Origin of the sequence: Actinomadura rubrisoli (assembly GCF_004349215.1) — a bacterium.
In the GTDB taxonomy this organism is placed as follows: Bacteria; Actinomycetota; Actinomycetes; order Streptosporangiales; family Streptosporangiaceae; genus Spirillospora; species Spirillospora rubrisoli.
The window spans coordinates 1-23635 of record NZ_SMKU01000006.1; the positions used below are offsets into that span (position 1 = coordinate 1).

The following is a 23635-nucleotide window of genomic DNA, read 5'->3' on the forward strand; positions in this document are numbered from 1 at the left end:
GGGGCGAGGTGGGCGGTGATCTTGGTGGGTTCGCCGTCTTTCCGTCGGACACTGTGGACGGGGTTGGCGGTGATTCTGAAGCTCCAGGTGTCGCCAGTGTCCAGGCGTTTCAGGAACGGGGCGTAGTCGAAGGTGTCCCAGCGGGCGGTGGTCGGCCAGCCTGCCTGTTCGACCAGGTGCGTGAGGTCTGGCCGCATGGGGCTGACGATGCACAGGTGAGTGTCGGCGTTGCTGTTGCGGTCCAGGCGCCACAGGACCCGAGGTCTGTTGCCGCCGGGTCCGGGCGCCTCGGCGAAGGACGTCATGACTGCTGCGTGCATGGCCTGGGGAGAGGCCAGGATTTTTCGGGCGCCGACGCGTCCGGTGTTGATACGGAAACGCGTCAGGTACATTTCACTCACTCCTCAGGACGATCGTCGGGTCGTGTCCGGGTGGTCGAGCCGCCGCAGGGGCGGCCATCTCGATGTGGAAGGTGCGGACGCCACGCAGTGCGTACTGCCGGTGAGCTGGGTTGTAGCTGATGGGCTGGTCGCGAAGGTAGTCGGCCGGTTGGTCTTCACCGGTCGTCTCCACCAGGATCTCGACCGTGTTGCCGTGCCGCCGCCGGTACCATTCCGCCGCCAGCCATTGCGTGGTTCTCAGCGCCGTTTCGAGGTCGAGATCGTCGTGCAGGCCCAAGTCGATGGGTCGAGATGGGGGGCATGATCGGCGCCCCAGGTAGGGCAGGAAGCCGGGTCGTTGGAGGGCTCGGTGCAGGGTCGAGAGCTGGTCGTGGGGCCCTTCGGTAGCGGCGACGAAGACAGCATCGGCCAGGTAGAACCGCTCGGAGACCGGCAGTGCGTCGCCGGTGTCGAGTTCGTGGGCGGTGTGGAAGTCCCGGACGGGTGTGCCGCGCTGGTCGACGCGGACACCGAAGCGCAGCGCGGCGAGGTCGGATGGGTCGGCGGTGCGGGGACGTCCCAGCGCGGCGGCCAGCAGGCCGAGCACCCCGCTCTTGGTCGGGGCATGCTCTGTGGTGCGTCGGGCGAATCGTGCCGATGCACCCCAGGATTGGAGCGGGCCCGCGAGCTGGATCAGCAGGACGCTCATACCGCGCCGTTCTGCCGCCGCTCGGCCTCGGCGCCGATCGCCGACACCAGTTGTCCCAATGGCAGTTCGGTACCGAGCGAGGACAGCGCCTGGGTGTCGTCGCCGGCGCGTGTGACCCAGGTGAGGGTGTCGCCGCCCACGTCGAAAGCGGTCTCAATGGCGGGGATCTGCTTGGCCAGCCTCTCACTCGCCTCCAGGACGTGACCACCGGAGTCTTCGTTGGCGCGGCAAGGACGCTCGAACGCGCCGACGAAGTTGACCGGACGCGTCGAGCGCACCTTGGCCACGACCGCATCGGGCAGGGTGTGGTGCCCGAACGTGTTGATCTTCCCGGTGGGCAGGGACTCGACGAAGCCGCGGACGAACGCTTCCACCGCGCGGCGGACGGGCACGTCCGCAGGGTCGTCTTCACGCAGTCCCTTGCCCAGGTTCCTGCGGAGTAGGTCGACGTCCAGGGCGGCGTAGCGGTACAGGGTCGCGGAGTTGAACTCGACCGTGCCGATCATTCCGGCGCCTTTGTCGTCCTCTTCGCGCTCCTTGTGGTCGTCGACAGCGGTGTAGTAGTCGGACTCGACGTCGACGCGGTGGACGCTGATGGCGTGGGCGACCTGCGCGGCGGCGTCGACGTTGATGTCGGAGCCGTCGGCGACCATCCGTCCGAACAAGGCGATGTCAACCGAGTGACGGCTGTTGGCGAGCTGCTTGGCCGCGGCCTTGTTCTCCTTGTTCTTGAAGAAGGCGGCGATGTCGTCGCGGCCCTGGACCGCAAGCTCGGCGAGCGCGTCCAGTTGGCGCGCGCTGAGGAAGATCAGATACTTGGCTTCGGGTGCCGGTTCGGGCTCGCCTTCCTTGGTGTTGCGCTTGAGGGGCTCGATCTTGGCGCCGGTCGCGGCCGTGATCGTGGCGGCCGCGACGGCCCACGCCTGGTCCTCGGGAATCGACTTGTCGAGGCCCCGGATTCGCTTGCCCAGCAGCTCGGCGAGACGGCGGGTCCGGACACCCAGCTCCGTGGGGTCCAGGAGCTCTTGGAAGACTTTCCGGGTGGCCCGCTTCCATGCCTGGCTAGACACGCGTGCCCGGCGCACCCCGCCGTAGACGGCGGACTTGGGGGTGCCGGTGTCGTCCCGGTTGAGGTTGCTCGGCGGAACGGTCTGCAGGATGTGCAGCTCAACGATGGTGCGGGAGGTCATGCGGTGTCCTTGTCGGTGGAGGCGCCGTCGTCGGCACCGGTCTTGTAGGTATGGAAGCTTCGGCCCCAGTCGCGGCGCACCTGGCTCATGCCGTCGGGGGTCTGGGCCAGGTAGAGCTGTCCGGCGAGCCGTCCGTAGTCCAGCGGGATGGCGCCGTTGCGCAGCAGGGAGATGACCTCGCGGAGCCGGTAGGCCAGGACGTCGGCGGTCGCGGCGGTGCCGACCCGGACGAAACGGCGGCGGATGGTCTCGTCGATCTCGCCCCGGGGCATCAGCCGCCGGATGCCTTGGCCGAGATCCTCGCCTGTCTTGTGCATGGGGGTGCCCTGAGACTGCTGGTGAAGGGCGTACAAGGTGACAGCCACGAAGAAGCCCACCTCAGCGCGTTCTGCGCGGGTGTCGTCGCCGGACAGCGACTGGTCGTGAAAGAGCTGCTCGGTGCCGGTGACGCCCCACAGCTCGGGCACTTGCCCGGGGAGCTTGCCCGCGCCCCGGCGGAGCTGGGCCAGCGCCCCGACCGCAGCGGGCCGGTCGGCAAGGAAGCCAGCCTGCAAGTCGCTAATGAAGCGACCCGCGGTGGCCTCCACCAGGGACCGTACTGAAGACCGCCGCGCGGCCGGGGCTGTCGAGGTCATGGCTGAACTTCCGTCGTCGGGCGGCCGGGGCTGCGCCCGGCGGGGAGGGCTTGGGCGAGCCTGCCGGTGAAGATCTGCTCGGCTCGGGTCGAGCTCAGCCAGATATCCCGGCCGTCTTTGGTGGTCACTACTCGTCCTTGCCAGGCGGATTCACCGGCGGCGGCCACCATGTCGCTACCGAGATCGCGGATGACCGCGTGTGCCGTCTTCTGCCATGCGTCTTGCGAAAGCTGGGCATCGTCCCCGGGCCGCAATGCGGCGAGCCAGTCACGGAACGGGCCGTCGAGCATGCCGAACCCAAGATTCCGGGCGGCCTCCCGGCGCGGGGCGGGGACGTCGCCGGCGGCTTGGGCGAGATCGGAGGCAAGGTCGCCCAAGATGCCCACGGCATGGTCGGCGTGCGAGACGGCATCGATCGCAGTAGTCGCCAGGTCTGGGTGTTGCTCGTGCAGGAGCACCACCGGCATTCTCACCTCATCGTCGATCACTTCGTCGATGACCGACTGCTGCGTCCCGTACACCGCACCGATCAGCCGGGCCCGCAGCAGATGGTCCTGTGGCAGCGGCCCTTCGACGGTGAGGCGGGCCACCCAGTCCAGGATCCGTGGCCGGACGATCGCCGCCGCCTCGCGGCGCTGCTCGGCCCCTTCGGCTTGTCCGGCGATCAGGGCGCCCAGGCCGCGCCATGCGCTGCGGGTGGGATCGTGCTCGCGCGGTAGGTAGACCTGCTCCTGCCTGAGTTTCTTCTCCTGCGCCGGGCTGCGCCGCCACGCCGTCATCGGCTCGCAGACATGCTTGTTGCGCGGGGCGAGAGCATCTCCGTAGGCCAGGACGACGCCGTACACGCCCGCGTCGTCGAAATGCAGGCGGACACGGCGCGACGGCCAGGTGTACAGGTCGCGCGGCCCGTAGGGGCGCCGAGCCGCCTGCACATCCTCCAGCGGCTCGGCGGTGGGAACATCCCCCGCCCAGGCCGGCCGGTCGTTCTTAGGATCGACCTGGAGAGATGTGGTGTCGAAGGCGATCAGGTTGAGCAGCAACGTCGTCCGCAGATCGTCTCCGGCGGCGAGCACACCGCCCAGGTTGCCCGCCCAGGCGACCCCTTGCGGATACCCCTTGCCGCCCTTGACCCGCGGGTCACCGACCGCTCCCGACTTGATGCCCGAGGTGTCGAACGCCTGCGCGTGCACCAGCCACCGCGCTGCCTCGGCGAAATCGAGCCGGTCGACTCCACCGCCCCGCATGGTGAACAGGCGAGCGCCATTGGGCACATCGGCGATGATCTTTTCGAGAGAGGACAGCTCGTTCCTCGCGGTGTGCAGCGAAGGCGTCTGCAGAAACGGCGTCCGAGGATGAAGCAGGTCGAAACGGTCACGATATTCGTCCAGATACGCCTGCACGCGTTCGAGTGGAAGGCCCCCATCCCACAGTTCCTCCCATTCCTGCAGGTCCTGCGGGCCATCAATGGCGTCGTGCAAGATCGCCAGCAGCAGCCGCATCAGCGCAAACTCCTGCGTAGGCAGATCCCCGACGATCCGGCGCAGCCCACCGGCCTGGACGAAGACCTCCCTGAGTGACAGCACGTCTCTGCTGCCATCGGTGCGCAGCACCGGGATCCAAGGCTCGCAGGTCAGGCGGTAGGACGGTGATTCATTCGGCACAAATGATCTCCAATCCATCATCATCGCTGTAATGCAGCTCGTAGCCTGCCAGCCGGGTACGACAGTTCTCGTCCAGAAACAAGATCAATTCTCCGGCCAGCCACGAACTGTCGCGCGACTGCCATGCCGGAATGACCTCTTTCTCCAGTTCTGCGATGGCCTGATCGGCGATTTCGGGGATGGAGAACTGGATCGGCAACCGCAGCCCGCACGCCGCCACGATGCGACCCAACCACGGTTGCGGGACGGTGTGGGTAGCCAGAGTGAGTCCTCCCTGACCACCGTCCAGCCACGGCAAGGTACGGACCGTCCCGTCGGCCAGGCGCTGCACCACCAGCACCTCAAGCGATTCCACGCCGTCGCGGACCTGAGCCCGCCCAGCGGGAGTGTCGTCAGCGTCGCCCACCCCCGCGTCGATCCAGCCAATCAGCGCGCTACCGTCCCTGCCGGTGTCCGCCAACTGGAAACTCTCGGCCTTCGCACGCTGCCTCTCCCGATGGGCCCGATACTTGTCGCCGGCCGCGTGCATGTCCGGCTGCCATGACTCCGGCCCGACTGCCCTCGTTCCGTACGCGCTCTGAACTATGGGGCTGATGTCTTCGGGCAGACGCACCGTTCGCCCGGTCGACGCCGTCCCGTTCAGGTAGGGCCAAAGCACCCCGGCCGACCGCAAGAGCGCGTAGCGTCCGTACACCCGCTGGGAGCCCGGCACCGGTTCCACCGGAACCGCGCTCCAGTCCGCACCGGTCACCAGGCACCGCGCACGGCGCAGCCGCTCGGGACGGTCCCCCTGGCCCCGGCCGCGCTGGTGGCGGTGCAACCTACCCATCCGCTGTAGCAGTAGGTCGACCGGGCATAGATCCGACACCAGCAGATCGAAGTCGATGTCCAACGACTGCTCGGCCACCTGGCTCGCGACCACGACATGGGGGCCGCGCGGACGCCCCTCGGCCTCGCCTGGCGGCCCAAACCTTCGGGTCAGGTCACTGTCCTTGCGTATCCGATCCAGGTCGATGAAGCGCGCATGCGCGACAGTGACGTTCTCCTCCCCTATCCGGCGCCGCAGGTAAGCGGCGGTATCCAGGACGCGGGCCACGGTGTTGCGCACCACCAGCGCGCAACCACCATCGGCCAGCTCACCGGCCAGTCGGTCGCCCAGCACCTCCAGGTCGTCGTCCAACCACTCAATATGCACATCCGTGCGCCGACCCGATGCGGCAACCGCCTTCACTGTCGCCGCCTGGTCCCGCCCCACGACGGTTATCAGCGGGTAACCGTCCGCCGATTCGACCTCCTGGCGATCGGCACCGTCCGTACCGGCGTATGCCTCCACCAGCTCACGACGGCGACCCGCCGGAAGGGTCGCCGACAACACGACCACCGGCACCCCATAGGAACTCAACCACGACAGCACCCGATCCAGATAAGAGTTCATGTAAGCGTCGTAGGCGTGCGCCTCATCGATCAGCACCACCTTCCCGGCAAGCGCCAGATGCCGCAGCGCCAGATGCCGGCTCTTGAGCCCCATGAACAGAAGCTGATCAATGGTCCCCACACCGAAAGAGGCGAGCATGCCCTTCTTTCGGCCACGCAGCCACTGATGAGCAACCAGCTCTGCCGCCGCCCCGTCCGCTCCCTGCTCGTCCGGCTGCACCCCCTGCACCGATCGCGGGTCAACCCGGGTCAACGCCCGGAAATCCTCATTCAACGCGGCCTTGGAATGCGCCAGCTGGACCGCCCATGCACCCGTCCCTGAATCCGCATCTGGAAGACGCCGCAGCCACTGCAACACCCGGGAGAACATCGCATTACTCGTCGCCATCGTCGGCAACGCGACAAACACCCCACCAGCACCCGACCTGCTAGCGAAGATCTCTGCGACGGCGAGCCCGGCCTCGGTCTTACCCTCCCCCATCGGCCCTTCAATGACCATCAGGCCGGGTGCCATGCCACGCGCGATCAGAACCGCCTGCTCCTGCAGCGGCCGGATCCGGGCACCAGAAGGCAACGCGAATCGGGACGCGAACATCGCCGACGAATCGGCCTCCGGCGCAGAAGCCCGCCACGGCGACGGAAGCGCCAAACCGCGCCACGCCGCCTCAATGCGTTCACGATCGCTTGTTCCCGCGGTGTCGAGCGAATAGGGGAACAAATCGGCGTTACTAGCGATCCAGTCCGCGACAATCACCACGCCCGTCAGCAACGCCTGCGCAGCCTGCGGCAAATTCACCTGCCGCCACTCCGGCAACCGATCCCGCACACCACACACCTCGGCGCAGGCGTCCAGCAACTCCCCCTGCACAGCCCGCCATGCCTGCGCCGCTCCGGGCGTCCGCAACAAACGCCGCCGCGCAGCCAACGCTTGAACGTCCCCCATGGTCGGCGGCACGCCATGATGACCACCCGCGACGATCGCCCACTGCCACGCCTGCCGCTTCGACCAGCCGTACCGCTCGGTGAGCCACTCGTGCAGAAGAAGCATCCCCGCCAGCCCGTGAGGAGCCAGCCGACGATCGTTCAACTGGCGATGCGACGGCATTTCCAAGCCCACGCCGCGCATCTTGTCGGCAAGCGACTCGACTTGGCAGGCAAACGCCGGCGTTGCCTTCCCAATGTCATGCGTAACCGCCGACCAGACCACCAACCGCCGCGCGTCCTCCCCACCTCCAGGCAAGACCGCACCGATCACATCCCGCACCTGAAGAGGCAGCCATTCATCCCAAAGCAGCCCCGCGACCGCCCCGCTATCCGCCAGATGCCGCCATAACGGAAGCCAATCGTCCTTGTCGCGATCATGCTTGGCCCACACGGCACGCGCCGCTTCGGACAGTCCGTCCCCGAGCCGCGCCAACTCCGCCGCATATTCAAACACACTGGCATCCAAGCCGCCCGCCCCTGTGGCCACAGGGGTTCTTCGGCCAATTGGACCAGAAACGGACAAGCCACTACTGACTGCATCGAGTCGTGCTACAGAGCGACACCTCCACCCTGCCTGACCAAGGACCGACTCTTCTCGTCGTCGACGAACTTGCAGACGGCGGCCTTATCACCAGGCAGCTGAACAGTCTTAGACTGCGAGTGCCCGGCGACACTTCCCCATGCCACACAAGTCCAAAATGTCCAAATCCTCAGAAGTGCTCGATTCTTACCCCCTCCCGAGATAGACGCCCAGGTCAGGCAGGGTGCTCCCCGCGCACGCGGGGATGGTCCCGGGCCCTAGTTTCAGATCGTTGACGAGCCCGAGTGCTCCCCGCGCACGCGGGGATGGTCCCCTCAAGGATCCAGTGGTGAACGCGAAGCTGGCGTGCTCCCCGCGCACGCGGGGATGGTCCCTAGCTGCGGAGTGGGCAGCCGGCCGTGACCCTGTGCTCCCCGCGCACGCGGGGATGGTCCCTGATTGGGGAGGTCCTGGACCTGCTCGCGGATGTGCTCCCCGCGCACGCGGGGATGGTCCCGGTTGTGGAACGCCCTGGATGCGCTGCGCATCGTGCTCCCCGCGCACGCGGGGATGGTCCCCGCCAGGCAGGGACGTCAGGCGGTGAGTCCGGGTGCTCCCCGCGCACGCGGGGATGGTCCCGCGACCGCCCCGGCGTCGGACAGCGCGACCAGGTGCTCCCCGCGCACGCGGGGATGGTCCCGCCGAGCAGGAACGCCAACCGATCCGCAGCCGGTGCTCCCCGCGCACGCGGGGATGGTCCCTCGGCCCGCACGCCCGCGACCTCGTACGGGTCGTGCTCCCCGCGCACGCGGGGATGGTCCCGGCTCGGCCGCCCACTTATCGAACGGCCGCAGGTGCTCCCCGCGCACGCGGGGATGGTCCCTCAGTGCCGGTGTCCAGGTCGCGCAGGAACCAGTGCTCCCCGCGCACGCGGGGATGGTCCTGACGACCTGGGCACCTTCGCGGGCGACGGTGTGTGCTCCCCGCGCACGCGGGGATGGTCCTGACGACCTGGGCACCTTCGCGGGCGACGGTGTGTGCTCCCCGCGCACGCGGGGATGGTCCCCCGGGGTAGCGGGCGGGGAACTTGGTCAGCAGGTGCTCCCCGCGCACGCGGGGATGGTCCCGAGGACTACGTGGCCGCCACCAGTCACGCCGTGTGCTCCCCGCGCACGCGGGGATGGTCCCCAGGGTGTACGTGACCCGGTCCCGGTGTCGCTGTGCTCCCCGCGCACGCGGGGATGGTCCCCGGACGCCGAGCCGCTGTACCCGCCGCGCGACGTGCTCCCCGCGCACGCGGGGATGGTCCCTCTCTGAATTGCGGGGGGGTATCTCTGTGCTCCCCGCGCACGCGGGGATGGTCCCGCGTTGATGACCTGCGGGGTCTGTCGCTTCGGGTGCTCCCCGCGCACGCGGGATGGTCCCAGCTCATGGAGCAAGCGGAGAACGCTTCTCGCGTGCTCCCCGCGCACGCGGGGATGGTCCCCGCCAGGCAGGGACGCCAGGCGGTGAGTCCGGGTGCTCCCTGCGCACGCGGGGATGGTCCCCTCAGCCGCCTCCCCGCCCGCCGGGTCGCCACGCGCTCCCCGCGCACGCGGGGATGGTCCCCCGTCTGCGACCAGCTGCCCTCCCTGGACCTGGTGCTCCCCGCGCACGCGGGGATGGTCCCGCCGCGCCCACGATGATGCCGACCTCCCGGAGGTGCTCACCGCGCACGCGGGGATGGTCCCCGGGCGCGGGCCCGGTAGGGCACGGTGACCACGTGCTCCCCGCGCACGCGGGGATGGTCCCGGCGGGGCCGAGCGCACCGTGCGGTCGGTGATGTGCTCCCCGCGCACGCGGGGATGGTCCCCAGTCTCGCCGTCGGCGCAGACGTAGGTCACGGTGCTCCCCGCGCACGCGGGGATGGTCCCGGTCTTGCGCGCTGCCTGTGTTGGACGAACTGGTGCTCCCTGCGCACGCGGGGATGGTCCCCCGATCGAGGTCCGCCTTGACGCGGGTCAGACGTGCTCCCCGCGCACGTGGGGATGGTCCGGAGCCCAGGGCTGCGAGTTCGGTGCGATGTTGAGCGAGAAGGGGGGCTAGGCGGGACGGAGGCCGCGGGAGTCGACTTGATGTTGGGCGATGAGCTGGTCGGTTAGGACCGTTTGAAGCTCCGCGATCTTGGCTTGGGCCTCTTCGAGCTGGTGCTTGAGTTCCTTGACGTTGCCTCGTTCGCCTTGTCCCGTACGAATCTTGTCCAAGGCATGGAGGGCTGTCTCGTCGGCGTTGGGGAGGCTGTGAAGGTAGCGCTCGGTTGTTGAGATCCTGCGGTGTCCGAGACGCTCCTTGACCACCTGTAGGTCGGCTCCGCCAGCGAGGAGCCATGAGGCGTGGGCGTGTCGCAGGTCGTGGATTCGGGGCTTGCTGTCGAGGTCGGCAGCGGCACGAGCCGGGTACCAACAGTGCCTACGGAACCAACTCGCGGAAATGTGCGGGTCAGTGTCGACGGTGCGAGGCTTGCGAGGGCTGTCCTTGCCGCGAGCGCGTCGTTCGGCACGGTAGTCGGCGTACGCGCCGCGACAGTGCGCGCATTTACATTTGCCTAGGTTGTAGGCGGTGATGGTGCCGTGAGTATACATCCGGCCGTTCGGGGCGATGAACTTCAGAGCCTGAGAGTCGAGGAGTTGAGGCGGCGGCTCGGCGGCCTCGTGGCATCGAGAAAACAGAAGGTCCTCTGGGCCGAGGTACTTGGCCTCGACATGGGCTTTGAGTTTTGCGACGATTTGTGCGCTGAGCTTCAGCCGACGCCAGCGCTTGCCCTTGGGGTATTCCTTTATCAGGAATCGTTTCCCGTGTGGGTGATGCTTGGGAACAAGTTCGACCACCGCACGGCTGACGGAAAGGATTTGGGTATCGAAATCGAGATCCTTGACCCGCAACTCGGTAAGCTCTCCCCATCGGAGGCCGCTCTCGATATCGGTCTCGACCAGCAAACGAGCATCGGCACTTGGCAGGGCATTGTAGATCAGATCGAACTGATCAGACGTGATGATGACTCTGGGCTTATCCGGCACGGGGTCCGTGTCCACTGCCCGACTGGGGTGGTAGACGATCACGTCGTCGTTCAGGGCCGTGGTGAAGATGGCGTTGAGGATCGAGGTCTTGCAGTACTTGATCCTGTGAGCCGAGACATTTCGCTTCTTGAGATGGGCGATCCAGTCTCGGACGTGCTCGGATGTGATCGCCCCCATCTTCAGCTTCCCGAAGTACGGCATGATGTGCGCATTCAGGGCGTACACGTAATCCTGCCGAGTACTGGCTTCCATCCGATGGTTCGGCAACCACCTCCCCTCCACGTAGGCGCGGAAGGTCTGTCTACCGCGACGAGCGTCTCCCAGCTTTCCTTCGAAGACACGCCCCTCCGCCCTCATCCATGCCTTCCGGGCATCCTTCTTAATGTCGTACATTCCGGCAGATTGCTGACATCCTTGTCCGTCAAGGTACAGCGCCTGGTACCGCGTCCCCTTCTTGTTGTTGTACGTACGAACGAAACCCATGGCGACCACCTCACGACCTTGATCATCTATCATTTTCCTATCACTGGATCTTGCGTGATTCAGTGATAGTCCGACGGACTGCGCGTCAGAGCACCAGGTGCCCTGACCTGCAGTTTAGCCAGGAAATGGCAAGATCGCCAGCATTGGAAATGGACGCTAATCATTTCTTCCAAACTGGCTACGCGGGTTCGATTCCCGTCGCCCGCTCCCACCAAGAAGGCCCAGGCCAGAGGCATGATCCCCCGACCCGGGCCGTCCTGCTTTCAAGACCGTTTGCGCTTCCGTGCCCGTTGCGTGCCGCCGCGACCACCTGGTCGCGCTTCTGGCTCGCATGCTGGTAGATCAGCGCCGCCCGCGTCGAGGCACGTCCCATCCGGGCCATCAGCTCTTTGAGACTCGCGCCGGTCGTGGCCGAGAGCGTGTTTCCGACGTGCCGAAGGTCATGGAAGTGCAGCCCGGGAAGCCCGACATCGGCACACATCTCGTTCCAGATCCGCCGGAACCCAGAGCGTCGGAGCGGGCCGCCACGAGGACCCGCGAACACCCGGCCGTCCGGCCCATCTTCGGCGAACCCGTCCAGGTGCGCCCGTCCAAGCCTTGAGCACGCGATCATCGATCCACTCTTTGGCGTAGACGTCGAACGGCACTTTGCCCGCGTCCGGGTCGAGCCACTCCCCCGAGTGATTTCCGCTTCCTTGAGGACGAGCCCCTGTTCAGCGTCCCTCTTGGTCGCGAAGGTGCTCGGCGCCGGTCGATCATAGCCGTCCGGTCCCGGATACCGCGCCTGGAAACGCCCAGACGGAAGCTTGCGGACGCGTCCGAAGCGCTGTTTGCCAGCCATTAGGCAGCTCTCCCCGTGTTCGTGCCGCGAAGGGTGGCCGGTTCGACGAGCCTGGCCGCGATGAACTCACGGAGGGCGGATTCGGGGATGCGGACGAACCGTCCGACCCGCACGAAGCGGATGCGTCGTTCTTCCACGAGGCGACGAGGGAACCCCGGACTGGTGTTGATCTGTCAGCGTGGCGTACGCGCCTGGTCGCGCCATGGCATGGTGTTGCGGTGTCGTTTCCCTGGACGAACCTCATCACAGCCGGATCGACTCTGATCGCCGCTCTTGGCGGAGCTTCTCTGACAGCATTACTCAGCGGTCGGGCCGAAAGCCATCGCCTCGCACATGAGCGCCTGATGAACCGCGCTCATCAGCGGACCGAGGGGTACGCGGACTTCCTCCGCATCGCGCAAGCAGACGCCCGCCTCTTGGGCATTGCCGGCTTCCGTTTCTCTCACGGTGTTCCCGACGATGAAGAGGCACAGAAGATGATCGACGAGATGAGCGAGATCGTCGTCGTCTTCCAAGGAGCGTGTGCGCGAGTCGAGATCGTGGGCTCGGAGGCAGCGGCAAGCGCGGCCCGACGCGTCTCCGAGGCCGCCGCTCTGGTGGGCCAACGCCTTCGTATCTCCTACCTCTCAGGACAGCCCGTCGACCTGGACGCCGGGACTGCCGAGCACGCGGAACTGAAGCGCACGATCGACCAGTTCTCGCAACTGTGCCGTCAGGAACTCGCCGACGCGGATTGACCAACCGCTCGTTGCGTGCCCGCTGCGCGTCCATTGGAGCGGGCAACGACGGCGGGTGGACGTCCATACGCAGGTTAGAGGCGTTCCTCGGGTTGATCAGGTACGCGCCCTCCGGAGCCGGGTGCGTCCCTCCGGCCGTGCCCCTGGTTACGCGGGTTCGATTCCCGTCGCCCGCTCCCAAGCTCCCCCAGCCCAGACCACGACTCCCAACCAAGATCTTCTTTTACTGGTTCTATCCGCCGCGGATGGCGTCGGCGGGGTTGTAGCGGTCGGTGCTGGTGTGTTGATCGAACGGTTGTAGGCGGTCTCGTGTGGCGGCCGCGTTGCCACATCGCCATCTCCAGCGCGTCCAGTGGCAGGTCGGTGCGCAGGTGATCGGCCAGTTGCCAGCCCACGATCGGCCGGGAGAAGGCATCCAGCACGAACGCCGCTTACACCCATCTGGCGGGGCAGTCACTCGCGTCCCCGGCAACGTCCGCCGCCCCAGGGGGCACAACCCGGTTTGGCGCGTGGCCATGAGTGCTGATCGCGGTCGGCGCTCAGGTTTCAGTCGTTTTCGTCGCTGCTTCTCCGTCGCTCAGATCAGCCTCTTGACAGTGCCCACTTGATGTTCTATTGATATAGGGAACACTTGATGTGGAATGAGATTCCATGTCATGCGACCGAGGCGAGAGGGAAGTTCGTGAGTGCGGTAGATGGTCCACGTATCGATACCACCGACTGGTCGTCCATGTCCGAAGCGGAGCAGGTACGACATCTGGAGGTGGAGGGGTTCGTCGTCATTCCCGATCTGCTCTCGGCTGAGCGGCTCCGGGAGATGAGGAGAGAGCTCGCAGCGCTACCGACGGAGGGGATGGACTACAGCGAGCATCAGCGGAGCTGCGTGGATGTTCAGTGGACGGACTCTCCGTCGTGTATCGCCGTCATCGGCCTTCCGGAGATGGTGGGGTTCCTTGAGCGGCTCTTTGGAGATGAGCTGATCTGCACGTCGTCGATGTACGCGGTTTCGCGGCCCGGACACCCCGGGATGGCGATCCATACCGACGCGCAACCGTATGGGTCCAGGATCTTCGGGCCGCAGGCGAGTGCGCCGAAGCTGGTGCGGGTGCTCTACTACCTGGATGATCTGACGCCAGAACACGCGCCGCTCAAGGTGGTTCCTCATTCGCATCTGTCACTGCATGCGGATGCCAATCCGTACCGGCGGTATCTCGCGCACCCCGAGGAGGTGATGGTGACCTGCCGGGCGGGGTCTGCGGCCATCATCAACCAGTCGGTCTTTCATGCGAACTATCCGAACACGAGCGAGACGGACCGGGAGTTGTTCGCCATCGCCTATCGGCCCGCTTGGGCGGGGCCGATTGCTCAGGTGGAGGAATGGCCTGCGGAAAAGGTGGCCGGGCTGCCGGAGCATGTTCGGCGTTACTTCGGCAGCCTGAACACCCGCAAGATCGACTTCGATGTGCGGAATCGATCGGATGACATGGCGACCACGGCGCCGGGCATCAATCCCAGCAGGTGGGACGGCTGAGTTTGCCGATGGGGTCCAATCTGATCTCGGTGTCCTGGGGCGACCATCTGGAGTTCGGCCTCGGTGATGGGGCGCTGAGCTCGGCTGATGCCGTCGACCGGGCGGTCGGGCGCTGGCAGGACGAACTCGGGGGCGGGGCGGTGCTCTGGCGGGAGCGCCGCTCCGCCCGGTGGTATGCGCGAACGTTCCAGGCGCCCGGTGTGTCCGCGCGCAGACCGAGCATTTCGAAGGAGCTCGATTTCGACGAGCACGCGGTGATTGTCGAGAGTGCTCATCGGCGCGGGATGAAGGCGTTCGTCTATGTCACGGTTTTCGATGAGGGGTGGCCGCTCGATCTTGGGTGGGGTGGCGGATACGAGACATGGCAGAGCCATTATGTGATCCGTAATCCCGGACATCAGATCGTGGACCGGGAGGGCTCGGCCTATCTGCACGGGGTGCTGTGTTTTGGCTATCCCGAGGTTCGGAGATACAAGCTCGGTGTCATTCGGCGGCTGCTTGCCGAGTATGACTGGGATGGAGTGTTCATTTGTACTCGATCTCAGTCTCGGCCTGCTCCGCACGCGGACTGGTTCGGGTTCAATGAGCCGGTTGTCGAGGAGTTCAGGGCGCGGCACGGGGTTGATATCCGGCACCAGGACTTCGACCTGGAAACCTGGCGCCGGCTGCGCGGGGAAGGATTCACCCAGTTCCTCCGCGAGGTGCAGGCGGATCTTCGGCCGAAGGGGCAGGCGCTCCTTGTCGGGATTCCCCGGGCATCCTATATCGGGCCGCCTATCGGGAACATGCACCTGGACTGGCCGCTGTGGGTGCGGGAGGAAATCGTCGATGGGCTGATTATCGACCAGGTGGCCGCGAGGTGCCCCTCCACGTGGATATGGATGTGGCCGAGCACAGAGCAAGGTTATGGGTATGTCGAAAACGAGCAGCCGCCGCTCGATAAGGATCTGGCCGGGCGGTGGGCAGCGGTGGCGGAGGGCGGTAGGGAGCTTTACCTGGCGAGGCAATGGCACGACTTCGATCGCGAGGAGAACGACCGGCTCTCTGGTCTTCCAGGAGTTGGCGGGCTTGTGTTCAGCTCGTTCCGATACGACAATCCCGACGTTGTCAGGTGGGATGTCTGGGCGATGTAGTAAATGCCGCCGCACCGGCTCAAGGGGGCCGGCGCGGCGGCGCTCTCGTGTCAGGGTTGGGTGGTGGGAGTTGTGGTGAAGAGCTCGGCCTCGGCGAGCTGCGGCTGGCCGGCGCTGACGTGGGTGATCCGTACCCGCACGTGCTTGGCCGTGACCGGCGTGAAGGTCAGATACTGCGTTTGGGCGGTGTCGGCCATCGTCAAGCCCGCGACCTGGGTCCAGGTGGTGCCGTTCGGCGAGGTCTCCACCACGGCGGACTCCTGGTAGCCGGGCTTGAGCATCAGGCCGACCTTGTTGAGCTGGTAGGGCTGGTCGAGCGAGATCTGCCAGGTCCCCGCACAGGAACTGCAGGTGCCCGCGGCGGCATACCAGTAGTCGGCCTTACCGTCGATGGGTCCGGAGGGGTTGATGCCTGGACGAGCGCCGGCAGGGTCGAGGTAGGTGAGGTTCCCGCCGATGCCGGCCTGGCCGTTCAGGAGCATCTGGCGGAGGTCGAGTCTGGTCGATCGGAAGCGGTTGAAGGTCGTCGGCGCGACCCGTACGGCGAGATCGTTGAGGACGGCGGACCCGTTGCCCTGGGTGTCGGTGATCTCCGCCCGGATGTACTTGGCGTCATTGCCCGGCCGGAGCGCGGTCCAGTCATACGCGGTGGTGCCCTGCATCGTGTAGTTGCGGATCGTCTGCCAGTCTCCCGAGCCGGTCAGGCTGGTGCGGAGGCGGGCCGACTCCTGATAGCCCGGTTTGAGCACCACACCGACATCGGTCACCAGGTAGGGCTTGTCCAGTGCCAAGGTGAACGTCTTGGTCGGCGGGGCCCCGGTACCGGCCGCGGCGCTGTACCAGTAGGTGGTGTTGCCGTCCAGCGCTCCGTACGGCTGCATCATGGGGCGGCTGGCGGCCCGGAAGTCCAGGTCGGTCTGGTAGGTGGCCTTCCCGTCGAGGTGCATCTTCCACAGGTCGAGCCGGTAGGGATCGGGCCGCAGGTAGGTGCCGCCCAGGATGCCCTCCAGCCGGTCGTAGTAGACGGTGAGCACCCGGCCGTCGTCCAGTTCCACGCTCGCCGGGTAGGACATGTCCGAGGACGGGAAGCCGGCCCAGCCGGGCTGTGGGGTGCGCGGCGTTTTGTAGATCATCTTGCTCTGGGTGCCGGTCCAGCCGGTCTTGGGATCGTAGATGCGGCCCACCACCGGCCGGCCGCCGGCGAAGGCGCCGGAGGTGTCCCCGTAGGTGAGCAGGTGGCTGCCGCCGCGGAGTTTGAGCATGTGCGGGGCGTGGCCCTTGAGCGAGGGCTCGTCGGCCGGGGCGGTCCAGGTGTTGCCGTTGTCGTAGGAGTGGCTCACCCGCATGACCTGGGCGGCCGGATTGCCGGAGGTCCGGGTGACCATCATGATGTGGCCCCCGCCGAGGTCGGCCAGGGTGGGCTCGGCATAGCTGACGACCCCGGGGTCGCCGTCCCACATGACGACCCGCTCGTCCGCCTTGTCCCAGGTGTAGCCGCCCGACCCGTCCGGACGGCCGCGCAGCACATGGGCGCTGAACTTGCTCGTGGCGCTCCGGTAGTCGCGGTGCACATAGATGGGCAGCAGCAGGTCGCCGTTGGCCAGTTCGACCATGTCGCCGTCGACACCCGCCCATCCATAGGTCGTGTCATAGGCCAGGGTGGCCGGGGTGGTGGCCGCCGACCAGGTCGCGCCGTTGTCGGTCGATCGTTTGACGTACACCTTGCGCCGGTTGGGCCGGGACGGCTTGTAGTCGTAGTAGGCCACCATCAGGTCGCCGTTGCGGAGCGTGGTGAGGCTCGGCTCCTTGACGTCGCTGGCGGTCGGGTCGCTGGCGATGACGGTCTCCGCCGACCAGGTCCGGCCGTTGTCGGAGCTGCGGCGGCCCGCGACGAGGCCGCCGAAGGAGTGGCTGACCGACCAGGAGTAGGCGACGTAGAGGTCACCGTTGGCCAGCCGGGTCAGGGACGGGAACCAGGGGCAGCCGACGGTCTCGTTCAACTGCCGGTTGGCGGCGGAGTCGTTGGTGGCCGGGTCGCCGTCGTCGCCGAGCATGGGGTCCCAGGCCCGGCAGGTGCTGTTGTCCGGAGAAAGGATCTTGAGGTCGGGCACGGCGGGTTCATCGACCGACGGCCCCGCGGCCGAGGCGGGTGGTTGGGGGATCTGCAGCAGCGCCGCGGCGAGAACCGCCGCGGTGAGCAGACAGAGGAACCGGCGCATGGTCCACCACTTCCTGAACGCATCGGACGCACTCGACGTCCTGGACGTTCGCAGGTGATCGCCCGGATCGGGCTTGCTGCGATGGAACGCAAAACTTCATTCCATGTCAATAGGGACGTGGATTGATGTTCCATGTCGCCTCGCCCCTAGGTGGTCAGCAGGCCCTCCGCGAGCATGCCCTTGAGCACGTCGTGGGCGGCCTCCAAAGTGCGTTCGACGTCGTCCTCGGTGTGCGCGCCGGACACGTGGTTGCGCTTGAGCGCCATCGGCAGCATCAGGAAGCCCGCATCCGTCATGCGGCGATGGAACGTGAGGTAGGCGGCGTTGTCGTTGCGCAGCAGGTCGCGATAGCCCAGGGTCGGCGCCGAGGCGAAGTAGAGCACGAAGACCCCGCCGAAACCGCTCACCGTCGCCGCGACGCCCAGTTCGTCGGCGATGCCCGCGAGTCCGAGGCGCATCCGCTCTCCGAGCGTATGCGTGCGGGTGTAGAAGTCGGGATGGTCGCGCAGGTAGGTCATCGTGGCGATCGCCGCCGCGGCGGAGACGGGATGCCCGTTGAAGGTCCCGGCCAGCAGCACGTCCCCGCCGTCGAAGTCGAACCGTTCCATCAAGTCCCGGCGCCCGGCCAGCCCGGCGACCGGGAAGCCGTTGCCCATGGCCTTGCCGAACGAGGTGAGGTCCGGCCGCACCCCGCAGACCTGCTGGTAGCCGCCGAGTGCATGCCGGAATCCGGTGATGACCTCGTCGAAGACGAGCAGCGCCCCCTCCTTGCGCGTGAGCGAGCGCAGTCCCTCGACGAACTCCTGCGTGGGCAGCAGCGCGCCGACGTTGTGCGGGATCGGCTCCAGGATGACCGCCGCTATCCGCTCCGGATGGGCCTCGAACAGGGCCTGGACCGAGCCGAGGTCGTTGAACTCGGCGATCAGAGTCGAGTCCAGCGCGTCGTCCAGGATGCCCGCCGACAGCGGGTCCCGGCCGTACGCCCGGCCGGCCGGCGAGATCACGTTGCGCGCGACCGAGTCGTGCCAGCCGTGGTAGCAGCCCTGGAACTTGATGATCAAGGGCCGCGCGGTGACCGCGCGGGCCAGCCGGATCGCCTGGGCGGTCGCCTCCGAGCCGCTCATCGCCGCGATCATCATCTCCGCCGAGGGGATCAGCTCGACCACCAGCCGGGCCATCTCGATCTCGGTCTCGCCGACCCCGACCCCGACCAGGTCGACACCGTCCAGCGAGCGGGCCACGGCGCCGTTGACCTCGGGTGCGTTGTGCCCGAGCAGCATGGCGCCGAACGCGGCGTGGTAGTCGAGGTAGCGGGCGCCGTCGGCATCTGTGACATAGGCGCCCTGTGCCCCGGCCAGGCTGTACGGCTCGCCGACGTACCTGGTCCCGGAGTTCACCCCACCGGGGATCACCTGGCACGCGCTCTCGTAGAGCCTTCGGCCCACCGGTTTCGGCGTCGTCATGGGTCCTCCTCCTGACATGGATCCGCACGGAAAACAGGCTCGAAAGTTACGTGGAACTTCATTTCATGTCAATGCCAGATCACTCTTGACAGCCGCCCACCTGCGGTTCCAAGATTCACGGCATGGAAAGCGATTCCATCTTGCAGTCGAACGGCGATCCGGTGGGCGTGGTGCTCGTCGGCGCCGGCGGGATCGCCGACCGGCATCTCGCCGCGCTGGCGGCCCACCCCGGCTTCGCCCTCACGGGCATCGTCGACACCGCCGCCGAACGCGCCAGGGAGGTCGCCGGGGCCCAGGGCGGCGCGGCCTGGACGACCGACCTCACCGAGGCACTCGCCTGGCCGCGAGCCGAGGCGTTCGTGGTCTGCACCCCCAACCACACGCATGCGCCGATCGCCCTGCCGATCGCCGCCGCGGGCCGACATCTCATGATCGAAAAGCCGTTGGCCACCACCGTCGCCGATGCCCGGCGCGTCGTCGCCGCTTTCGAAGCGGGCGGCGGTGCGCTGCTGGTCGCACACACCCACCGCTTCTACGAGTACGGCCGTACGGTCAAGGCCGCGATCGACGAGGGGGCGATCGGACGGCCGGTGCTGGTGCGGCTGGCATTCCTCGGCGGCTGGGTCTGGCCGGACTGGCGCTCCTGGATCCTCGATCCGGACCGGTCCGGCGGGCATGCCCTGCACAACGGCGTTCACCTGCTGGACCTGGTCACCTGGTGGATCGGCCGCACCCCGGACCGCGTCTACGCCCGCGGACACCGCCGCACCGCGGCCGAGCTGGACGTGCACGACTACCTGGAGATGGTCGTGACCTACGACGACGGCGCGACCGCGATCTGCGAGATGAGCCGGGGCCACCGGCCGGCCGGGCTGAACCACCGGGACGTCGTCGTGCAGGGCACGGCCGGGCTGCTCACCTTCCCTTGGGACGGCGCGGGTTCGGTGCTCATCGACGAACACGGCGCTGGAACGCTGCCGGGGCCGCAGAACGACGGCTTCCTCGACCAGTTCGACGCCTGGCACATCGCGATCCGCGGCGGGCCCAGCGCCGTCAGCGGCCCCGACGGGGTCCTCGCCGTGGCACTCGGGGTCGCCGCCGAACGCTCGATCGCCACGGGACAGCCGGTCGAGCTCGCCGACGTGCTCGGGGACCCCGGGGAACCCAGCGAACTCGCAGAAAGTGGAGGGCTGACATGACCGCGCCGCTCGGTGTGCTGCTGGTCGGCTATGCGGGCGTCGGCCACCAGGACCATCAGGCCGAGATGTACGCCCCTGGATTCGCCGGGCACCCGGGTTTCCGCGTCATCGCGGTCAGTGACATCCCCGACGAGGGCGACACGGCCGCGAAGGAGCATGCGGACGCACTGGGCGTGCCCTGGATGCCGGACCTGGACGAGGCGCTGCGATGGGCGGACGTGGACGTGGTCAGCGTGTGCGTGCCCTTCGACCGCCGGGTCGAGGTGACCGCCGCCGCGCTGCACGCCGGAAAGCACGTGCTCGTCGACAAGCCCATGGCGCTCACCGTGAACGAATGCGCGGCGATCGCCTCGGTCGCGGCGGAGACCGGCCTGATCTGCATGCCGGCCCACCACCAGCGTTTCCACCCGGTGTTGCGAGCCGCGCGCGCGGCGATCGCGGCGGGCCGGGTCGGACTGCCTTGGAACGTTCAAGCCGACTTCCTCGTTGCGGGCGGCGGCCCTGTCTGGCCCCTGGGTGAGCTCCTGAACTTCGCCCCCTACGCCACCGACGCGGTGCAGGCCCTCACCGGACTGGCGGTCACCCACGTCTACGCGACTGCGGGCGCGCACTTCCACGACCAAGGCCCCGAAGACCTCGTGGTGCTGTGCCTCACCCATGAGCGGGGTCTCACCAGCACGGTCGTCGCCGGGCGCACCCGGCCGCAGGCGGGCGTCGCGGGGCTGGGGCTGCACCGCTACCGGATCAGCGGTTCGCACGGCACCCTGCTCGCCGACGCCGCCCGTCCCGCGGTGACCGTACGGACCGGTGACGGCATGGGAACGCGCTGGTCGGGCGCGGGCACCGTGCATCACATGCTCGACGAACTGCACACCGCCATCCGCTCCGGCCGCCCCGCCGACCTGGGCCCGGCCGACGCGGTCACGGCCCTGAGCATCGTCCGGGCCGCCGAAGCCTCGATCGAAACCGGCCGTCCCGTACCCCTGGAACCAGACAAGGTGGCCCTCCCATGAAGCTGCTCACCTACCGACGCGACGGCGCCGTCCGGCACGGCTGTCTCACCGCCGGATCGCCCGACGCGCTCGTCACCGAGCTCGGCGACGGAGACCTGCTCGGCCTGATAGAAGAACACGGCGACTTCGCCGGATGGCGGCCCGCCAGCGGCGGCCGCACGTACCGGCTCAGCGAGCTCGAACCGCTGGCACCGCTGCAACGTCCGGGCAAGCTGCTCGGTGTCGCGGCCAACTATCAGGAACACGTGACCGAGCTGGGCGCGGCCCGGTTGGACAAGGCGGGGCTGGCCCCCCGGCTGTTCCTGATGCCGATCACCGCGCTCGCCGGGCCCGGTGCGGAGATCCCGTTCCCCTCGGTGAGCGAACAGATCGACTGGGAGGCCGAGCTGGCCGTCGTCCTCGGCCGTACGGCCAAGGACGTCGCGGTCGAGGACGCGCTCGGCGTGGTCGCGGGCTACGCGGTCGGCAATGACGTCTCGGCCCGTTCCGTGGACTACGGATATCCGCGCGACACCGGCGACCCGGCCGTGGGCTTCTTCGACTGGCTGGCCGGCAAGTGGCTGGACGGCTTCGCGCCGATCGGGCCGTACCTCGTCACCGCCGGCGAGGTCACCGACCCGCAGAGCCTCGACATCGAGCTACGCGTCAACGGCCGGATCCGGCAGCAGGGCTCGACCAAAGAAATGATCTTCACGGTGGCGGAGCTGATCTCCTTCGCCTCGCGGCTGATGACCTTGCGGCCCGGCGACGTGCTGCTCACCGGCACCCCCTCAGGAGTGGGTGCCGCCTCGGGGGAGTTCCTTGCGCCCGGCGACGTGATGGAGGTCTCCATCGCCGGTCTGGGCACGCTCACCAACTCCGTCTCCAGGAGGCGCACACCGTGATCAGACGACGCCTGGGGGCCGCGGCACTGGCCGCCACCCTCACCCTGACGGCCGCGGCCTGCTCGGACCCGACCGCCTCCGGAGGATCGGGATCCAAGGACACCCTCAACGTCTACCTGCACCAGAAGCCCAAGCGGTTCAGCCCGCTGGACCCGCCCAGCCTGGCCGACCAGCTCGTCATGCAGCTCGTCTTCGACAACCTGCTCACCGTCGACGACAAGTACCAGTACGCGCCACGGCTGGCAGAGTCGTGGGACGTCGACAAGGCCGCCAAGACCTTCACCTTCCACCTCCGCAAGGGCGTGAAGTGGAGCGACGGAACGCCGTTCACGTCCAAGGACGTGCTCTTCTCCTACAGGCTGCTTGCCGACGCCAAGAGCGGCAGCGCCATGGCGGGCAAGCTCGCCGGGGTCGCGGGGTTCACCGCTCCCGACCCCGCCACCTTCGTGGTCAAGCTGGTCAAGCCGAACGTCGGCTTCCTGTCACTGATCGCGGGCCCGTTCATGTGGGTCATGCCCGAGCATGTGCTGGGCAAGGTCCCCAAGGCCGAGATCGCCGGCCACGCCTTCTTCAACAAACCCACCGTCGGCCTCGGCCCTTACACCTTCGTCCAGTACAAGACCGACCAGTATGTCGAGGTCGCCGCCAATCCCGGCTTCCGGACACCGGTACGGGTCAAGAAGGTCTTCCTCAAGCCGGTGACGTCGGACGTGGCCACGGCACAGCTCGGTACCGGCGAGATCGACCTGGTCCAGATCTCGCCGACCGACCTCAAAAGCGTGCAGGGCATGAAGAACGTCACCGTCGAGGCCAAGCCCAGCCCCAGCTTCGTGCGGATCGCGGTCAACCAGCGGCAGAAGCGCTTCGCCGACCCGCGTGTACGGCGGGCCATGCTGCAGGCGATCGACCGGCAAGGGCTGGTCGACAAGCTGCTGGCAGGCAAGGGCAGTGTGCAGAACACCTCGTTCGTCACCCCGTGGGCGGTGCCGAAGGATCTCCAGACCTACCCGTACGACCAGGCCGGGGCCAAGCGGCTGCTCCAGGAAGCGGGCTGGGATCCGGCCAAGCCGGTCACGCTGACCTGGATCCCCGGCCAGCGTGACCGGGACGCCGCCACCACGGTCATCCAGAGCGCGCTGCGTGCGGTCGGCGTCAAGGTCGAACTCAAGCAGGTGCAGTCGGCCGAGCTGCTCGCCTCCTACGAGAAGGGCACGTTCGACATGTCGCTGTTCGGCGGCGGCACCTATGCGAGCGACCCGTCGAGCAGCGTGCCGATCATCAGTTGCGCCGGGTTCTACCCGCCCGGCGCCAACATCCCGCATTTCTGTGACAAGGACATCGACGGGCTGGCGGGCGCCGCCGACGCGAGCACCGACATGGCCGAGCGGACCCGGCTCTACCAAGAGGCGGCGAAGAAGGACAATGCCGGGGTCTCCTACCTCTGGCTCTACAACGCCGACACGATCTGGGCGCACGGCGGCCGGCTGCACGGCTTCAAGGCCAACGGTGACTTCACCCTCGGCTTCTGGAACGCGCACGAGTGGAGCATCGCCCCATGACCCG

18 protein-coding genes and 2 CRISPR repeat arrays are annotated in these 23635 nt (G+C 67.4%); of the genes, 7 read left to right on the plus strand and 11 right to left on the minus strand.

The window, feature by feature from the left end; translation table 11 throughout:
• From E1298_RS02895 to E1298_RS51090, 9 genes are all read right to left on the minus strand, one after another.
• Window positions 1-392, minus strand: a 392-nt coding sequence (locus E1298_RS02895; RefSeq protein WP_131889159.1) for a type I-E CRISPR-associated protein Cas6/Cse3/CasE, incomplete at its 3' end; no start/stop codon positions are given.
• A 1-nt stretch (window position 393) separates the two neighbouring features.
• Window positions 394-1089: a type I-E CRISPR-associated protein Cas5/CasD gene (cas5e, locus tag E1298_RS02900; RefSeq protein ID WP_131889160.1), complete on the minus strand. Its 696-nt coding sequence runs from the start codon at window positions 1087-1089 to the stop codon at window positions 394-396.
• Window positions 1086-2279: a type I-E CRISPR-associated protein Cas7/Cse4/CasC gene (cas7e, locus tag E1298_RS02905; RefSeq protein ID WP_131889161.1), complete on the minus strand. Its 1194-nt coding sequence runs from the start codon at window positions 2277-2279 to the stop codon at window positions 1086-1088. The genes cas5e and cas7e overlap by 4 nt, the downstream gene beginning before the upstream one ends.
• On the minus strand, window positions 2276-2833 hold the full coding sequence (casB, locus tag E1298_RS02910) for a type I-E CRISPR-associated protein Cse2/CasB (protein WP_243725358.1): 558 nt from the start codon (window positions 2831-2833) through the stop codon (window positions 2276-2278). Before casB ends, cas7e begins: the two co-directional genes overlap by 4 nt.
• 77 nt (window positions 2834-2910) lie before the next feature.
• Window positions 2911-4599: a type I-E CRISPR-associated protein Cse1/CasA gene (gene casA / locus E1298_RS02915; RefSeq protein ID WP_424923056.1), complete on the minus strand. Its 1689-nt coding sequence runs from the start codon at window positions 4597-4599 to the stop codon at window positions 2911-2913.
• Window positions 4565-7459, minus strand: coding sequence for a CRISPR-associated helicase Cas3' (cas3, locus tag E1298_RS02920; protein ID WP_243725359.1), 2895 nt, complete (start codon window positions 7457-7459; stop codon window positions 4565-4567). Before cas3 ends, casA begins: the two co-directional genes overlap by 35 nt.
• A 298-nt stretch (window positions 7460-7757) precedes the next feature.
• Window positions 7758-8879: direct repeats of the CRISPR family, unit length 29 nt; unit sequence GTGCTCCCCGCGCACGCGGGGATGGTCCC.
• Between the two features lie 91 nt (window positions 8880-8970).
• Window positions 8971-9548: direct repeats of the CRISPR family, unit length 29 nt; unit sequence GTGCTCCCCGCGCACGCGGGGATGGTCCC.
• A gap of 46 nt (window positions 9549-9594) precedes the next feature.
• Window positions 9595-10962 (minus strand): tyrosine-type recombinase/integrase, encoded by a 1368-nt coding sequence (locus tag E1298_RS02925; RefSeq protein ID WP_243725360.1) that lies wholly within the window; start codon window positions 10960-10962, stop codon window positions 9595-9597.
• Between the two features lie 268 nt (window positions 10963-11230).
• Window positions 11231-11893 carry a tyrosine-type recombinase/integrase gene (locus tag E1298_RS51690; protein WP_207944404.1) on the minus strand — a complete coding sequence of 221 codons (663 nt, stop codon included), beginning with the start codon at window positions 11891-11893 and terminating at the stop codon, window positions 11231-11233.
• Complete coding sequence (locus tag E1298_RS51090) at window positions 11893-12063, minus strand: excisionase family DNA-binding protein (protein WP_131889223.1); 171 nt, start codon at window positions 12061-12063, stop codon at window positions 11893-11895. The genes E1298_RS51690 and E1298_RS51090 overlap by 1 nt, the downstream gene beginning before the upstream one ends.
• Before the next feature lie 48 nt (window positions 12064-12111).
• Between E1298_RS51090 and E1298_RS02940 the strand changes: the two genes are divergently transcribed.
• From E1298_RS02940 to E1298_RS02950, 3 genes are all read left to right on the plus strand, one after another.
• Window positions 12112-12630, plus strand: coding sequence for a hypothetical protein (locus E1298_RS02940; RefSeq protein ID WP_131889165.1), 519 nt, complete (start codon window positions 12112-12114; stop codon window positions 12628-12630).
• 730 nt (window positions 12631-13360) lie between these two features.
• The gene (locus E1298_RS02945) at window positions 13361-14161 is read left to right on the plus strand and encodes a phytanoyl-CoA dioxygenase family protein (RefSeq protein ID WP_207944405.1); all 801 of its coding nucleotides are present in this window, start codon (window positions 13361-13363) and stop codon (window positions 14159-14161) included.
• An 8-nt stretch (window positions 14162-14169) separates the two neighbouring features.
• Window positions 14170-15294, plus strand: a complete 1125-nt coding sequence (locus E1298_RS02950) for a glycoside hydrolase family protein (protein ID WP_131889167.1) — start codon at window positions 14170-14172, stop codon at window positions 15292-15294.
• Window positions 15295-15344: 50 nt separating this feature from the next.
• Here E1298_RS02950 and E1298_RS02955 read toward each other — a convergent pair whose 3' ends face one another.
• Both E1298_RS02955 and E1298_RS02960 read right to left on the minus strand, forming a co-directional pair.
• Window positions 15345-17513, minus strand: a complete 2169-nt coding sequence (locus E1298_RS02955) for a discoidin domain-containing protein (protein WP_131889168.1) — start codon at window positions 17511-17513, stop codon at window positions 15345-15347.
• Window positions 17514-17659: 146 nt separating this feature from the next.
• A complete protein-coding gene (locus E1298_RS02960; protein WP_131889169.1) occupies window positions 17660-18976 on the minus strand; it encodes an aspartate aminotransferase family protein in 1317 nt (438 codons plus the stop codon).
• Between the two features lie 122 nt (window positions 18977-19098).
• Here E1298_RS02960 and E1298_RS02965 point away from each other — a divergent pair, with 122 nt between their 5' ends.
• Genes E1298_RS02965 through E1298_RS02980 form a run of 4 tightly spaced genes read left to right on the plus strand, consistent with a single transcriptional unit; the run spans window position 19099 to window position 23631 of the window.
• Window positions 19099-20175 (plus strand): Gfo/Idh/MocA family protein, encoded by a 1077-nt coding sequence (locus E1298_RS02965; protein ID WP_131889170.1) that lies wholly within the window; start codon window positions 19099-19101, stop codon window positions 20173-20175.
• Window positions 20172-21188: a Gfo/Idh/MocA family protein gene (locus E1298_RS02970; RefSeq protein WP_131889171.1), complete on the plus strand. Its 1017-nt coding sequence runs from the start codon at window positions 20172-20174 to the stop codon at window positions 21186-21188. Before E1298_RS02965 ends, E1298_RS02970 begins: the two co-directional genes overlap by 4 nt.
• A complete protein-coding gene (locus E1298_RS02975) occupies window positions 21185-22072 on the plus strand; it encodes a fumarylacetoacetate hydrolase family protein (RefSeq protein ID WP_131889172.1) in 888 nt (295 codons plus the stop codon). Before E1298_RS02970 ends, E1298_RS02975 begins: the two co-directional genes overlap by 4 nt.
• Entirely contained in the window at window positions 22069-23631 is a 1563-nt protein-coding gene (locus E1298_RS02980; protein WP_131889173.1) for an ABC transporter substrate-binding protein, read from the plus strand. Before E1298_RS02975 ends, E1298_RS02980 begins: the two co-directional genes overlap by 4 nt.
• Window positions 23632-23635: the final 4 nt, after the last annotated feature.

Excerpts from the sequence above, each read along its gene's own strand:
- cas7e (WP_131889161.1), bottom strand. The coding sequence starts at position 2,279 with ATGACCTCCCGCACCATCGTTGAGCTGCACATCCTGCAGACCGTTCCG.
- E1298_RS51690 (WP_207944404.1), bottom strand. The coding sequence starts at position 11,893 with ATGGCTGGCAAACAGCGCTTCGGACGCGTCCGCAAGCTTCCGTCTGGG.
- casA (WP_424923056.1), bottom strand. The coding sequence starts at position 4,599 with ATGATGATGGATTGGAGATCATTTGTGCCGAATGAATCACCGTCCTAC.
- E1298_RS02975 (WP_131889172.1), top strand. The coding sequence starts at position 21,185 with ATGAAGCTGCTCACCTACCGACGCGACGGCGCCGTCCGGCACGGCTGT.
- E1298_RS02925 (WP_243725360.1), bottom strand. The coding sequence starts at position 10,962 with ATGTACGACATTAAGAAGGATGCCCGGAAGGCATGGATGAGGGCGGAG.
- E1298_RS02950 (WP_131889167.1), top strand. The coding sequence starts at position 14,170 with ATGGGGTCCAATCTGATCTCGGTGTCCTGGGGCGACCATCTGGAGTTC.
- E1298_RS02955 (WP_131889168.1), bottom strand. The coding sequence starts at position 17,513 with ATGCGCCGGTTCCTCTGTCTGCTCACCGCGGCGGTTCTCGCCGCGGCG.
- E1298_RS02945 (WP_207944405.1), top strand. The coding sequence starts at position 13,361 with ATGTCCGAAGCGGAGCAGGTACGACATCTGGAGGTGGAGGGGTTCGTC.
- E1298_RS02965 (WP_131889170.1), top strand. The coding sequence starts at position 19,099 with ATGGAAAGCGATTCCATCTTGCAGTCGAACGGCGATCCGGTGGGCGTG.
- cas5e (WP_131889160.1), bottom strand. The coding sequence starts at position 1,089 with ATGAGCGTCCTGCTGATCCAGCTCGCGGGCCCGCTCCAATCCTGGGGT.
- E1298_RS02970 (WP_131889171.1), top strand. The coding sequence starts at position 20,172 with ATGACCGCGCCGCTCGGTGTGCTGCTGGTCGGCTATGCGGGCGTCGGC.
- E1298_RS02960 (WP_131889169.1), bottom strand. The coding sequence starts at position 18,976 with ATGACGACGCCGAAACCGGTGGGCCGAAGGCTCTACGAGAGCGCGTGC.